The sequence below is a fragment of the Bradyrhizobium sp. HKCCYLRH1030 genome (assembly GCF_051168395.1).
Classification (GTDB): domain Bacteria; phylum Pseudomonadota; class Alphaproteobacteria; order Rhizobiales; family Xanthobacteraceae; genus Bradyrhizobium.
The window spans coordinates 1-13661 of record NZ_JBNPUY010000006.1 but is presented as its reverse complement, the minus strand read 5'-3'; the positions used below and the strand labels follow the sequence as shown (position 1 = coordinate 13661).

Sequence of the window (13661 nt, the reverse complement as noted above, 5' to 3'; positions counted from 1 at the left end):
GGCAACGAGTCGTGGTGCGGACGGACCGATCATCAGAATGAAAGTCACATGAGCTTCATCAACCCCGATCCCTTCACGACCCGCCCCGAGATCGACGGCACCTTCGGCGTCGTCACCTCCACGCACTGGCTCGCCACCGCGGTGGGCATGGCGATGCTGGAGCGCGGCGGCAACGCCTTCGACGCCGGCGTCGCGGCGGCCTTCACCCTGCAGGTGGTGGAGCCGCATTTGAACGGTCCTGGCGGCGACGTGCCGATCATCCTGCACGACGTCAGGCGCGGGCGCACCGAGGTGATCTGCGGCCAGGGCCCGGCGCCATCAGGCGCCACCATCGCGCACTACAGGAACGAAGGCCTCGACATGGTGCCCGGCACCGGCCTGCTCGCGGCCTGCGTGCCCGGCACGTTCGAGTCCTGGATGCTGCTGCTGCGCGACTACGGCACGATGCGGCTGCGCGACGTGCTGGAGCCGGCGATTTCCTACGCGCGCGACGGCTATCCGCTTGTCGAGCGCATCTCGGCGACGATCCAGACCGTGGAGCAGCTGTTCAAGACGCATTGGCCGACCTCGGCCGCGCTCTATCTGCCCAATGGCGAGGTGCCGAGGCCGGGCACGCTGTTCACCAATCCACAGCTCGCGGAAACCTACGCACGCATCCTCAGTGAAGGCGAAAGCGCGGGTGCTGATCGCGACGCGCAGATCGAGCGCGCGCGCAAGGCCTGGTCGCAGGGCTTCGTCGCCGAGGCCATCGACCGCTTCTGCCGGACGCAGGAAGTGATGGACGTCTCGGGTTCGCGCCACAAGGGCGTGCTGACAGCCGACGACATGGCGCGCTGGCAGCCGACCATCGAGGCACCGCTGACCTATCAGTACGGCCGCTACACCGTGTGCAAGGCCGGCGTCTGGAGCCAAGGCCCGGTGCTGCTGCAGCAACTCGCGCTGCTCAAGGGCTTTGTGCTCGACGGCCTCGATCCGACCGGCCCCGATTTCATTCATTGGCAGATCGAAGCCGCGAAGCTCGCCTTCGCCGATCGCGAGGCCTTCTACGGCGATCCTGCTTTCGCCGACATCCCGATCGAGACGCTGCTGTCGGATGCCTACAACGACGAGCGCCGCAAGCTGATTACCGAAAAGGCCTCGCTCGAGCTGCGTCCCGGCACGCTCGACGGCTACGGCGCCAAGGTGAAGCTGCGCGAGGCCCAAGGCCGCCGCGAGGCCGTCGGCGCAATGGGCTCGGGCGAGCCGACCGTCGGCCGCTTCGGCGAGGTGCGCGGCGACACCGTGCATTTCGACATCATCGATTCCCGAGGCAACATGATCTCGGCGACGCCCTCCGGCGGCTGGCTGCAATCATCGCCGGTCATCCCCGAGCTCGGCTTCTGCCTCGGCACGCGCGCGCAGATGTTCTGGCTCGAGGAGGATCATCCGGCCGCGCTGGTGCCGGGCAAGCGGCCGCGCACCACGCTGTCCCCGAGCATGGCGCTGCGCGACGGCGAGCCTTACGTCGCCTGGGGGTCGCCGGGGGGCGATCAGCAGGACCAGTGGAACACGCAGTTCTTCCTGCGCCACGTCCATGCCGGCATGAACCTGCAAGAGTCGATCGACGCCCCGGCGTGGCACTCCGAGCATTTCCCGATCTCGTTCTGGCCGCGCACCGCGCGCCCCGGCGTGCTCGTGGTCGAGGGCCGCGTGCCCAAGGCGACCGTCGAGGAGCTGCGCCGCCGCGGCCATGTCGTCGAGGTCGGGCCGGACTGGTCGGAAGGCCGGCTCACCGCGGCCTCACGCGTCGGCCGCCGCCGCCGCGCCGCGGCCAATCCACGGGGCATGCAGGGTTACGCCGCCGGACGATAAGAGAGCAACGCGACGATGACCTGGTCGATCATTGCCAAGGACGATCTCACCGGCCGGATCGGCATCGCCGTCGCCACCCGCTTCTTCGCCGTCGGCGCGCGCGTGCCCTTCATCGTCGCCGGCCACGGCGGCATCGCCACACAGGCGCTGGTCAATCCCTATTACGGCATCGACGGCGTCACGCTGCTGCACGACGGCCGGCATCCGCGCGAGATCGTGCAACTGCTGACATCTGCCGATCCCGGCCGCGAGAGCCGCCAGCTCCACATCCTCGATCACAACGGCCAGATTGCCGCCCACACCGGCCGCGACTGCATCGACTGGTGCGGCCATCTCGAAGGCCGTGGCTTTTCGATTGCCGGCAACATGCTGGCCGGCCCGCAGGTGCTGAACGAAACCGCGAACGCCTTTCTCGCCAACAGCGCCCTGCCCCTCGCCCTGCGCCTGATCGCGGCCATGAAGGCCGGCGAGGCCGCCGGCGGTGACAAGCGCGGCAAACAGTCGGCCGCTCTTCTGGTCCACGGCAAGGAGGAATGGTCCGAGCTCGATCTGCGTGTCGATGATCACCCCGATCCGCTGGCAGAGCTCGAACGACTGGAGGGCGTTAGCCGCAAGCATTGGGCCGTGTTCCGGCAGTTCATGCCGACGCGCGACAATCCGGCAGGGATCACGGATCGCGCCACGATTGATGCCGGCATCGCCGCCGCGCTCGCGAACCAGACATGACCGAGCCGGAAGCACGGCGCGTGATCGGGGTTGGTATTGATAGTGCAACAACGCAGGCTGCATTCGCGTGAGGGACATCGGATGATGAGGAACTGGTGCTTGGCCGCGGTCGCGGCCGTTGTCGTCGCCTCTTGGGGGCCGGTCGCGCAGGCGCAGACCACCTTGCGCATCGGCCTTGCCGAGGACCCCGACGTTCTCGATCCGACCATGGCCCGCACCTATGTCGGCCGCATCGTCTTCGCCGCGACCTGCGACAAGCTGTTCGACATCGACGACAAGCTCAACATCGTGCCGCAGCTCGCGCTGTCGCAGCAGACCTCGGCCGACGGCAAGGAGGTCACCATCAAGCTCCGGCCCGGCGTCAAGTTTCATGACGGCGAGCCGTTCGACGCTGAGGCCGCCAAGTTCTCGCTCGACCGCCATCTCACCCTCCCCGGCTCGTTCCGCAAGCCGGAGCTGGCCTCGCTCGATCATGTCGACGTCGTCGATCCCTTGACGATCAAGCTGGTGTTGAAAGCGCCGTTCTCGCCGCTGATCGCCCAGCTCACCGACCGCGCCGGCATGATGGTGTCGCCGAAGGCGGCCAAGGAGGCCGGCGACAAGTTCGGCCTGCATCCGGTCTGCGCCGGTCCCTACAAGTTCGTCGAGCGCGTCCAGCAGGACCGCATCGTGTTCGAGAAGTTCGCCGACTACTGGAACAAGGACAACGTCTTCATCGACAGGATCGTCTACCAGCCGATCGTCGACGCCACGGTGCGGCTGGCGAACCTGAAGTCCGGAGCCCTCGACCTGATCGAGCGCGTGCTCGCCACCGACATCAAGGACGTGCGCGCCGATTCCAAGCTTGCGCTGTCGACCGCGATCGAGCTCGGCTATCAGGGCATCACGCTCAACATCGGCAAGGACAAGGCCAAGGGCCCACTCAGCCAGTCCGCGAAGGTGCGCCAGGCGCTCGATCTCGCGATCGACCGCGAGGCGCTCAACCAGGTGGTCTTCAACGGCGAATTCATGCCGGGCAACCAGTGGGTCAATCCCTCGCATCCCTATTATCAGAAGGCCTTCCCGGTGCGTGCCCGCGATGTCGAGAAGGCAAAGGCGCTGCTGAAGGAGGCCGGCGTGACGACGCCTGTCGCGGTCGACTTCATGGTACCGAAGGGCGCCGAGACCGAGGCGGCCGCCCAGGTCGTACAGTCGATGGCCGCCGAGGCCGGCTTCGACATGAAGATCCGAGTGACGGAGTTTGCGACCTCGTTGAAGCAGGCCGAGGCCGGCGACTATCAGGCGTTCATGTTGTCATGGAGCGGCCGGATCGATCCCGACGGCAACAGCTACGTGTTCCTGCACAGCAACGCGCCGCAGAACTACAGCGTCTGGGCCAACGCCGAGGCCGACAAGGCGCTCAGCGACGCACGGCTGGTGACCGACATGGCCCAGCGCAAGGCGCTTTACGAGAAGCTGACCAAGCTCGAGATCGAGGACGAGCCGATTCTCTACCTCTACCACCGACGCATCCTGATCGCGCACACCAAGAAGCTCGAGGGCTACAAGCAGATGCCGGACGGCCTGGTGCGCGTGATCGGCCTGAAGCTGAAGTGAGCAGTCACTTGGCCCCCCTTCGTTGGGACGCGACCGCGACGCCTCGCGCGCGCTGCGCTCCCTCGCCCCTTGTGGGGGAGGGAACGCTGGGAGCACGACCGGTTTCCGATGACGCGCCGGGTGACTGCCGCGAGGGACGCAGATCATGCTGACGTTCCTCGCCCGCCGCATCGCCCAGATCATCCCGACGCTGATCTTTGTCTCCATCCTCATCTTCTCGCTGCAACAGCTCCTGCCCGGCGATCCCGCGCTGGTGATGGCCGGCGAGGAGCGCGATCCGGCGGTGATCGAGCAGATCCGCAAACAGTATCGGCTCGACCAGCCGCTTCCGGTTCAGTACGGCTACTGGATCAAGGGCGTGCTCTCGGGCGATTTCGGCGAGTCGCTGCGCATCAAGATGCCGGTGCGCGACCTCATCCTGCAGAAGCTGCCCGTAACCCTGCAGCTCGCCTCGATGGCGATCGTGATCGCGTTCCTGATCGGCATTCCCGCCGGCATCGTTTCCGCCGTGAAGCGCGGGACGGCCTGGGACTATGCCGCCAACCTGTTTGCGCTGTGGGGCATCTCGACGCCGAACTTCTGGCTCGGCATCATGCTGATCTTCCTGTTCTCGATCCAGCTCGGCTGGCTCCCCGCCTCCGGTTACGTCTCGCCCGCCGAGGACTGGCGGGCCAGCCTCGCCGCCACCATCATGCCGGCCTTCGTGCTCGGCAACGCCATCGCCGCGATCCTGATGCGCCACACCCGCAGCGCGATGCTGCAGGTGCTGGGCAGCGACTACATCCGCACCGCGCGCGCCAAGGGCATCTCCGAACGCCAGGTCATCCTGCGCCACGCGCTGCGCAATGCCCTGACGCCGGTGATCACGCTGGGCGCGCTCGAGCTCGGGACGCTGTTGTCCGGCGCCGTGCTGACCGAGCAGATCTTCTCGATCCCCGGCTTCGGCAAGCTGATCGTCGATGCCGTGTTCAATCGCGACTACGCCGTCGTGCAGGGCGTCGTGCTGGTCACCGCCACCGTCTACATCATGCTGAACCTGATCGCCGATCTCGCCTATGTCCTCGTCAATCCGCGGCTGAGGAGCTGAGATGGCCGAGACGATGCTGTCAGCTCCGCACGGAGCCCGCGCCCTCGCTCCGCTCGAGCGGCCGATGCAGCGCACCTTGCGCCGACTGGTGAAGCGCAAAGGCGCCATGGTCGGGTTCTGCCTGATCACGGCCTTCATCCTGCTCGCCGTATCAGCGCCGGTGGTGGCGCCCTACGATCCCATCAAGACGAGCTGGGCGCTGGTGCGCAAGGCGCCGTCGGCGGCGCATTGGCTCGGCACCGATGATCTCGGCCGCGACGTGCTGGCCCGCGTGATCTACGGCGCGCGGGCCTCGCTGCTGGCCGGAGCGATCTCGGTCGCCATCGCGCTGGCGATCGGCGTCCCGATCGGCATGATCGCAGGCTACCGCGGCGGCTTCCTCGATGCTCTGATCAGCCGCATCACCGACGCGATGCTGGCCTGCCCGTTCCTGATCCTGGCGATCGCGCTGGCGGCGTTCCTGGGGCCGAGCCTCGGCAATGCCATGATCGCGATCGGCATCTCGGCGACGCCGATCTTCGTCCGGCTGACCCGCGGCGAGGTGATGAGCGTCAAGGTCGAGGAATATGTCGAGGCCGCCCGCAGCGTCGGCGATACCGACCTGCAGATCGCGGTCAGGCACATCCTGCCGAACATCATGCCGGCGCTGTTGGTGCAGGCGACGTTGTCGGTCGCCGCCGCCATCATCGCCGAGGCCGCGCTGTCATTCCTAGGCCTGGGCCAGCAGCCGCCCGCCCCGTCCTGGGGCAGCATGCTCAACGCCGCCCAGCGCTTCCTCACCAACGCGCCGTGGATGGCGATCTGGCCCGGCCTTGCGATCTTCCTCGTCGTGCTGTCGCTCAACCTCCTCGGCGACGGCCTGCGCGACGCGCTCGATCCGCAGCAGGAAGAGTGAGCGAGGTCTCTCCATGCTAGCTCGAATGGCTGAGGATCTCCTGCGATTGTTGACGATCGTCGACATGGGGGCTGGCGTCGTGATCTGGGCGCTGGCGTTTCGCGAGCGGGTCTTGATGGCGAGCCATGCACCGGAATGGCGCGGCTGGTTCACGCTCCGCCGTGTGACAACCGACGAATATTCCCGCGCCTATCGCGCGCACTTCCATCGGTCATTGCACTACGCCTTCGCGTTTCTCATCATCATCGGCATCGCCGCTCTGCTGATCCTGCTCGACCATCTGTTCTTTAGGAGGCCGCTGTGCTGAGCGCCGCGGCGGGCGCCGCCGGCCGTGACGCCAGTAAAGGGAGTAAGAGACGGCCCGACAAAAACGGCGACTGCCAGGAGCAGCCGCCGTTGATCTTCAGCAACCCAAAGAAACTGCCCGCTCACGTCGCCTTCAGCGCGTGGTCGGTCTCGGCGTCGAACTGGGCGATCTGCCGGGCGCGCAGCGACTTGGCGGCGGCCTGGTGGTTGGTGGCGATGACGGTGTAGACGGCCGGCAGCACGAACAGTGTGAACAAGGTGCCGATCGACATGCCGGCGACGACGACGAGACCGATCGAGAAGCGGCTGGCGGCGCCGGCGCCGGTCGCGGTCAAGAGCGGGATCAGGCCGGTGACCATCGCCGCCGTGGTCATCAGGATCGGCCGCAGGCGGATGCGCGCGGACGTCTCGATGGCGGTGCGGCGGTCCATCCCCTCGTTGAGCTGCAGCTCGTTGGCGAACTCCACCATCAGGATGCCGTGCTTGGTGATCAGGCCGACCAGCGTCAGCAGGCCGACCTGGGTGTAGATGTTCATGGTCGCCAGCCCGAAGAACAGCGGGATCAGCGCGCCGACGATCGCCATGGGCACGCTGATCATGATCACCAGCGGATCGCGCAGGCTCTCGAACTGCGCCGCCAGCACCAGGAAGATGATGACCAACGCGAAGCCGAAGGTGATGGCGAGCTGATTGCCCTCCTGGACGTATTGACGGGCGTCGGCGAGATAGTCGTGGCTGAAGCCGGACGGCAGGTTCTTGGCCTGCTTCTCCAGGAAGTCGACCGCCTGCCCGACAGTGACGCCCGGCATCGGCACGGCGGAGAAGGTCGCCGAGTTGAGCTGGTTGAAATGCGTCAGCGAGTTCGGGTCGGTCGCGGTCTCGATGTTGACGACGGTCGACAGCGGCACCTGCTGGCCGGCCGAGGTCGCGACATAGTAGCCGGACAGCGATTCCGGCGAGATCCGCTTGTCGCGCGGCACCTGCGGAATCACCTGATAGGAGCGGCCCTCGAGGTTGAAGCGGTTGATGTAGTTGCCGCCGAGCAGTACGGCCAGCGTGTTGCCGATCGACTGCATGGTGATGCCGAGATCGCTCGCCTTGCTGCGATTGATCCAGACCTTGACCACCGGCTGATTGAACTCGAGGTCGCTGTCGGAGACGATGAACATGCCGCTCTTGCGGGCGGCGTCCTTCAGCTTGGCCATCTGCTCATAGACCGCCTGGAAGCCGCTGGTCGAGCTGATCACCATCTGCACCGGCAGGCCGCCGGGGCCGCCCGGCAGCGCCGGCAGGTTGAAGGCGAAGGCGTTGATGCCCTCGATCTTGGACAGCTCCGCCTGCACCAGCGGCTTCAGCTTGATCGAGGAGCGCGTGCGCTCGTCCCAGGGCTTGAGCAGCATGCCGGCAAAGCCGCCCTGCGGGCCGAGGATGCCGTTCAGAACGAAGCGAAGGTCGGTCTCGGGGAACTTCTGGAACGCCTTGTCGACCTTGTCGGTGTAGAAGTTGATGTAGTCGATGTTGGCGTATTTCGGTGCCTTGGTGATCGAGAACACGATGCCCTGATCCTCCTCCGGCGCCAGCTCCTTCGAGGTGTGCATGTAGAGGAAGCCGACGAGGCCGAGGATCGTCAGCGCGAACAGCGCCGTCACCGGCCGGTAGTCGAGCGAGCGGTCGAGCTGGCGGCCGTACCAGCGCGTCATCGCGCCGAACACCCGGTTGACGAGCCGCGCGAAGCGGCCCTCCTCCGCGCTGCGCAGCAGCACCGAGCACATCATCGGCGACAGGGTCAGCGCGATGACGCCGGAGACGATGACCGAGCCGGCGAGCGTGAACGCGAATTCGCGGAACAGCGAGCCGGTGAGACCGCCGAGGAAGCCGATCGGGGCATACACCGCAGCCAGCGTGATCGTCATCGAGACGACGGGACCGACGATCTCGCGGGCGCCCTGCAATGCGGCCTGCACGGGCGCTTTGCCCTCCTCCAGATGGCGATGGATGTTCTCCACCACCACGATGGCGTCGTCGACGACGAGGCCGATCGCCAGCACCATGGCGAGCAGGGTCAGCAGGTTGATGGAAAAGCCGAACGCCAGCATCATCGTGCAGACGCCGATCAAGGACAGCGGGATGGTTACGACGGGAATGATGACCGAGCGCAGCGACGCCAGGAACAGGAAGATCACGACGATGACGATCAGCACGGCCTCGCCGAGCGTGTGCTCGACCTCGTCGATCGACGACTGGATGAACTTGGTGGAATCGTAGGCCACCTTCATCTTCATCGACGGCGGCAAATTGCGCTCGAGGTCCGGGAACAGCGCGCGCACGCCCTTGACGATGTTGAGCGGGTTGCCCTGCGGCGTCGCGTCGACGCCGATGAAGATCGCGCGCTCGCCGTTGAAGGCGACGCTGGCGTCGGTGCTCTGCGCGGCGAGCTCGACGGTGGCGATGTCCTCCATGCGGACGAAGCCGCCGTCCTTGGCCTTGACGATCATCCGCTTGAACTGGTTGACGTCGGTCAGGCCGGTGTTGGTCGTGACGTTGGAGACGATGAAATAGCCCTTGGCCTGGCCGGCCGCGGACTGGAAGTTGTTGGCGGCGATGGCCGCCGCCACATCGGTCGGCGACACGTTGCGGCCGGCCATCTTCTCCGGATTGAGCCAGATCCGCATCGCAAAGGTCTGGCCGCCCAGGATGTTCGCCGCGGCGACACCATCGACGGTCGACAGCACCGGCTGCACCACGCGCGTCAGATAGTCTGATATCGCCGAGCCCGACAGCTCCTCGCTGGAGAAGCCGAGATACATCACCGAGGTCGTCTGTCCCGTCGTCTTGGTGACGATGGGATCGTTGGATTCCTTCGGAATGAGGTAGCGGACCGAGTTCACCTTGGCGAGCACCTCGGTGAGCGCCTGGTTCGGATCGAAATTGAGCTTGATGAACACCTGGATCGTGCTGGTGCCCTGCACCGAGGACGAGGTGATGTAGTCGACGCCCTCGGCGGATGCGACCGCCTGCTCCAGCGGCGTGGTGATGAAGCCCTGCATCAGATCGGCGGAGGCGCCGGGATAGACCGTCGTCACGTTGACGACGGTGTTGGACAGCTTCGGATATTGCCGGATCGGCAGCACGAAGGCGGCGCGCAGGCCGAGCAGCAGAATGAGCAGGCTGACCACGACCGACAGCACCGGGCGCTTGATGAAGATATCGGTGAAACGCATCGCGGCAATCCCGTCAGCAGAAGTCAGATGAGGTCCGGGCGGGCCGCCTCAGGGCGGCCCAGCATTGGATCAGAGGTCGCTCAGTAGCGCGGCGGCTTCGCCGGGACCGGCGGCAGCGGATCGGTGGAGATCGCGACCGCGGCGCCGGACTGGATCTTGAGCTGGCCGACGGCGACGACGCGATCGCCTTCCTTGAGGCCCTTGAGGATCACCGCGCGGCCGTTGATGCGGTCGCCGGTCTGCACATAGATGCGGTCGGCCGTCAGCGCGGTCTTGCCGTCGTCGGTCTTCTTCTCGTTGATGACGAACACCGAGTCGCCATAGAGCGTGTAGTCGACCGCGGTCTCCGGCACCGTCAGCACCGGCGGCTTCTCCGGCAGCACCACGGTGGCGGTGGCGAACATGCCCGGCTTCAGGATGCGCTCCGGATTGGCGATCGTCGCCTGCACGCGGATGTTGCGCGTGTCGGTCGCGATCTGCGGCTCAATCGTGGTGATCTTGCCTTCGAAGGTCCGGCCCGGATAGGCATCGACGCCGATGCGGACGGTCTGGCCGACCTTGAGCTGGCCGCTGTCCTTCTCCGTCACGGTGAAGTTCACCCACAGCTCCGACAGATCGGTCAGCGACACGATCTGCGTGCCGGCGCTGAGATACTGGCCAACCTCGACCTTGCGGACGCCGAGATCGCCGTCGAACGGCGCGCGCACCAGCTTCTGCGCGATCAGCGCCTCGGTCTTGGCGATGCCGGCCTGGGCCTGGTCGTAGGCGGCCTGGGCCTGGTCGACGGTCGCCTGCGGCCCGAACTGGCGCGACGCCAGCTGCTTGGCGCGATCAAGCGACAATTGCGCCACAGTCACCTGGGCCTTGTAGTTGGCGAGATCGCCCTGATCGGGCGCGTCATAGAGCTGCACCAGCGGCGCGCCCTGCTTCACCGTGGAGCCCGGCGTGAACATGATGTCGGTGATGCGGCCGCTGACGTCCGAGGTCACGTTGACCTGATGCACGGCGGCGAGATCGCCGACTGCGGTCAACAAGTTCGGCACCGTCTCCGAACTCGCCGTCGCGACGCTGACGTTGAGCGGCGGCGGCTTCATGTTGGCGAAGAACTGCGCGATCATCTTGTCGCGGAACATGTTGAACCATACGAGACCGCCGACCAGCGCCACGAGCAGGCCGCCAACCACGATGAACCACAGCACCGGGCGGGTGCGCTTGCGCGGCTTGCCGTCGACCGGCTTTCCTGAGAGCTTGGGTTCCGTCGCAATGTTCATGTCATGCACTTTCTGCCGTCGCCGGCCGGGCCGGAGGTTGCGACAATTCGTGATCGAGGTAGCACGCAATGGCGGCGTCGGTCAGTCCGATGCCGCGCAGGATGAATTCGCTGAGCTGGCGCTCCAGGCTCGCCGCAGTTCCATACGGCACACAGGGAATGGATGGAAGCCGCGTCAATGCCGCCATCAAGACCGTGTGATGCGCGAACCAGAACAGATCGCGCGGCGCGGCCGCCAATCGCACGGCGTCACCGGAAGCAACGGCGCTGTCCAGAGAGCTAACGAACTTGGCGCCGATCAGATCATCGATCTTCGTATACAGCAGCCTTGCGAACTCGCCATCGTCGAGATGGCTCGACGCCATCAGCCGCAGCCGCTGCTCTTCTTCCTCATTGGGGCCGTCGGCAATGCCGAGGAAATGCCGGACCATCCCGGCCATCAGCATGACCAGCGTCGCGGTCGAAGGTTCCTGGCTGAGCAGCACCTCGAAATCCGGATCGGTCTCGCACTCCTCGGTGAGGATCTCCGCATAGAGCGCCGCCTTGGAGGGGAAATGTTTGAACAGCAGCGCTTCCGAGATCGCCGCCGCGGCGGCCACGCTCTTGGTCGTGGTGCCGGCATAGCCATGACGCGCGAAGCAGCGCTTGGCTGCACCGAGGATCAGCTGCCTGCGGAGATCGCTTGTCATGCGCAAAGTGGACATCGGCCGTGAGTAAATACTCACTTGATCTGTGTCAAGAAAGATGCCGCGGCGCAGCAGGGTCGGCGGCCAAGTCCCTGAAATTGCAGGCGGGATTTCACCGGCGCCAAAGGCAATTTTATACCTCTCAAAGCGGCGGATCTGGGGCACCACTCCGTCGGTGGACGCAAGGCCGCGCGGGGACCACCGCGGCGGGCACATTTTCTTCCGCCGCTCGCCGTGCGACGGTCGCCGGGACAAAAACAAGAATCGGCCGGGAGGACCAGACATGACCGACGACGCAGCGCTCGCCAGCCAGTTCGATCTCGAGAGCCTGACGCCGGAGTTCTACGCCGATCCCTACCCGACCTATCGCGCGCTGCGCCGGCACGCCCCGGTCAAGCGCATGCGCAACGGCTCCTATTTCCTCACCCGCTACGACGATCTGGTCACCGCCTACAAGGCAACCAGGACGTTTTCGTCGGACAAGAAGCGCGAGTTCGCGCCCAAATACGGCAACTCGCTGCTGTACGAGCATCACACGACGAGCCTCGTCTTCAACGATCCTCCGGCGCACACCCGGGTGCGCCGCCTGATCATGGGCGCGCTGTCGCCGCGCGCGATCGCCGAGATGGAGCCGGCGCTGATCGCGCTGGTCGACGGACTGCTGGACCGGATCGCCGCCAAGGACCGCTTCGAGCTGATCGAGGATTTCGCCGCGGCGATCCCGATCGAGGTGATCGGCAACCTGCTCGGCGTGCCGCACGAGGAGCGCGCCCCCTTGCGCGACTGGTCGCTCGCCATCCTCGGCGCGCTCGAGCCGGTGCTGTCGGCCGAGCAATTCGCCCGTGGCAACCAGGCGGTCGGCGACATGCTGACCTATCTCAAAGACCTGGTCGCGCGGCGGCGCGCGGCCCCCGGCAATCCCGAGCGCGACGTGCTGACCCGGCTGATCCGGGGCGAGGCCGACGGCGAGCGGCTGAGCGAGACGGAACTCTTGCACAACTGCATCTTCCTGCTCAATGCCGGCCACGAGACCACCACCAATCTGATCGGCAACGGCCTCGTCCTGCTGGGCCAGCATCCGGCCGAGCGCGAGAGGCTGATCGAGGCCCCCAACCTGATCCGCACCGCGGTCGAAGAGATCCTGCGTTACGAGAGCTCCAACCAGCTCGGCAATCGGATGACGACGGAAGCCGTCGAGCTTGGCGGCATCGCGTTGGCGCCCGGAACATCGGTCACGCTGTGCATCGGCGCTGCCAACCGCGATCCCGCCCAGTTCGACGATCCCGAACGCTTCGACATCACCCGCCTCGCCAACCGCCACCTCGCCTTCGGCACCGGCGCCCATCAATGCGCAGGGATGGCGCTCGCAAGGCTGGAGGGCGCCGTGGCAATTGGGCGGCTCTTGGCGCGGTTTCCGAACTATCAGCTCGAGGGCGAGCCAGTGCGCGGCGGCCGGGTGCGGTTTCGCGGGTTTGCGAGTGTGCCGTGTGTGGTCGGCTGAGGCGAGGATCACGTTGCGCGGCGTGACCGGAGCAATTCAGTCCGCAATCCGCTCTACGCGCGGCTGTCGGAAGGTCCGACCGGCGACACGAAGAGGGTGATACCCGCCCGCTTCCGCCGACACTCACCCGTCGAAAGAATCTTCTTTCTTTTTTTCAGAATTCGTGTATACGTTCTCCCGTCCCGCCTCACACGAGGGGCGCTTCGCGGTCGTCACGAACGTCGGGTGCGGGATGCGGTGGGCGTGTCGGTGCTGCGCGCGAGTGAACCTCGCGCGGACGAACGGCAGCGATGCGCACGGTCAAGTCGCGTGGTCCTGACACCCCGACGCTGGTGTCACGCCCGTGCCGGCGCTCACGCGCCGCGCGGGCAACGGTGGCCAGAAAGCCCGGAGCACCGGGGAGAACGCGAAGCAGCCGTCAAACCATCGCGCGGGGAATGCCGGGGGCGGATTCAATTGGTCGTCGCAACACTCGATGAGGAGGTTGCGATGGGCATTCGAAAGAAACGGTCAACGCGGAGC

General features: G+C 66.1%; 10 protein-coding genes. 7 read left to right on the top strand and 3 right to left on the bottom strand.

All coding sequences use genetic code 11. The features are described from left to right. The first annotated feature begins 48 nt into the window (after positions 1 to 48). The 6 genes from ACQR1E_RS18495 to ACQR1E_RS18470 all read left to right on the top strand — a co-directional run bounded on the left by ACQR1E_RS18495 (position 49) and on the right by ACQR1E_RS18470 (position 6462). Positions 49 to 1851 (top strand): gamma-glutamyltransferase family protein, encoded by a 1803-nt coding sequence (locus ACQR1E_RS18495; RefSeq protein ID WP_434897401.1) that lies wholly within the window; start codon positions 49 to 51, stop codon positions 1849 to 1851. A gap of 15 nt (positions 1852 to 1866) precedes the next feature. Continuing rightward, the gene (locus ACQR1E_RS18490) at positions 1867 to 2577 is read left to right on the top strand and encodes a DUF1028 domain-containing protein (RefSeq protein ID WP_316186855.1); all 711 of its coding nucleotides are present in this window, start codon (positions 1867 to 1869) and stop codon (positions 2575 to 2577) included. Positions 2578 to 2661: 84 nt separating this feature from the next. Further along, positions 2662 to 4173, top strand: a complete 1512-nt coding sequence (locus ACQR1E_RS18485; RefSeq protein WP_315715826.1) for an ABC transporter substrate-binding protein — start codon at positions 2662 to 2664, stop codon at positions 4171 to 4173. Between the two features lie 145 nt (positions 4174 to 4318). Next, positions 4319 to 5260 (top strand): ABC transporter permease, encoded by a 942-nt coding sequence (locus ACQR1E_RS18480; protein ID WP_315715755.1) that lies wholly within the window; start codon positions 4319 to 4321, stop codon positions 5258 to 5260. Positions 5261 to 5324: 64 nt separating this feature from the next. Further along, complete coding sequence (locus ACQR1E_RS18475) at positions 5325 to 6155, top strand: ABC transporter permease (RefSeq protein WP_434843590.1); 831 nt, start codon at positions 5325 to 5327, stop codon at positions 6153 to 6155. 25 nt (positions 6156 to 6180) lie between these two features. Then, the gene (locus ACQR1E_RS18470) at positions 6181 to 6462 is read left to right on the top strand and encodes a hypothetical protein (protein ID WP_434897400.1); all 282 of its coding nucleotides are present in this window, start codon (positions 6181 to 6183) and stop codon (positions 6460 to 6462) included. A 121-nt stretch (positions 6463 to 6583) separates the two neighbouring features. Here ACQR1E_RS18470 and ACQR1E_RS18465 read toward each other — a convergent pair whose 3' ends face one another. From ACQR1E_RS18465 to ACQR1E_RS18455, 3 genes are all read right to left on the bottom strand, one after another. Next, complete coding sequence (locus ACQR1E_RS18465; RefSeq protein WP_315715753.1) at positions 6584 to 9682, bottom strand: MexW/MexI family multidrug efflux RND transporter permease subunit; 3099 nt, start codon at positions 9680 to 9682, stop codon at positions 6584 to 6586. Between the two features lie 80 nt (positions 9683 to 9762). Further along, positions 9763 to 10953 carry an efflux RND transporter periplasmic adaptor subunit gene (locus ACQR1E_RS18460; protein WP_316170596.1) on the bottom strand — a complete coding sequence of 397 codons (1191 nt, stop codon included), beginning with the start codon at positions 10951 to 10953 and terminating at the stop codon, positions 9763 to 9765. A gap of 1 nt (position 10954) precedes the next feature. Then, positions 10955 to 11641 carry a TetR/AcrR family transcriptional regulator gene (locus ACQR1E_RS18455; protein ID WP_434897501.1) on the bottom strand — a complete coding sequence of 229 codons (687 nt, stop codon included), beginning with the start codon at positions 11639 to 11641 and terminating at the stop codon, positions 10955 to 10957. 280 nt (positions 11642 to 11921) lie between these two features. On the opposite strand from ACQR1E_RS18455, the gene ACQR1E_RS18450 reads away from it, so the two are divergent. Continuing rightward, on the top strand, positions 11922 to 13139 hold the full coding sequence (locus tag ACQR1E_RS18450) for a cytochrome P450 (protein ID WP_434897399.1): 1218 nt from the start codon (positions 11922 to 11924) through the stop codon (positions 13137 to 13139). The last annotated feature ends 522 nt before the right edge of the window (positions 13140 to 13661 follow it).

Excerpts from the sequence above, each read along its gene's own strand:
- ACQR1E_RS18495 (WP_434897401.1), top strand. The coding sequence starts at position 49 with ATGAGCTTCATCAACCCCGATCCCTTCACGACCCGCCCCGAGATCGAC.
- ACQR1E_RS18490 (WP_316186855.1), top strand. The coding sequence starts at position 1,867 with ATGACCTGGTCGATCATTGCCAAGGACGATCTCACCGGCCGGATCGGC.
- ACQR1E_RS18485 (WP_315715826.1), top strand. The coding sequence starts at position 2,662 with ATGAGGAACTGGTGCTTGGCCGCGGTCGCGGCCGTTGTCGTCGCCTCT.
- ACQR1E_RS18480 (WP_315715755.1), top strand. The coding sequence starts at position 4,319 with ATGCTGACGTTCCTCGCCCGCCGCATCGCCCAGATCATCCCGACGCTG.
- ACQR1E_RS18475 (WP_434843590.1), top strand. The coding sequence starts at position 5,325 with ATGCAGCGCACCTTGCGCCGACTGGTGAAGCGCAAAGGCGCCATGGTC.
- ACQR1E_RS18470 (WP_434897400.1), top strand. The coding sequence starts at position 6,181 with ATGGCTGAGGATCTCCTGCGATTGTTGACGATCGTCGACATGGGGGCT.
- ACQR1E_RS18465 (WP_315715753.1), bottom strand. The coding sequence starts at position 9,682 with ATGCGTTTCACCGATATCTTCATCAAGCGCCCGGTGCTGTCGGTCGTG.
- ACQR1E_RS18460 (WP_316170596.1), bottom strand. The coding sequence starts at position 10,953 with ATGAACATTGCGACGGAACCCAAGCTCTCAGGAAAGCCGGTCGACGGC.
- ACQR1E_RS18455 (WP_434897501.1), bottom strand. The coding sequence starts at position 11,641 with ATGACAAGCGATCTCCGCAGGCAGCTGATCCTCGGTGCAGCCAAGCGC.
- ACQR1E_RS18450 (WP_434897399.1), top strand. The coding sequence starts at position 11,922 with ATGACCGACGACGCAGCGCTCGCCAGCCAGTTCGATCTCGAGAGCCTG.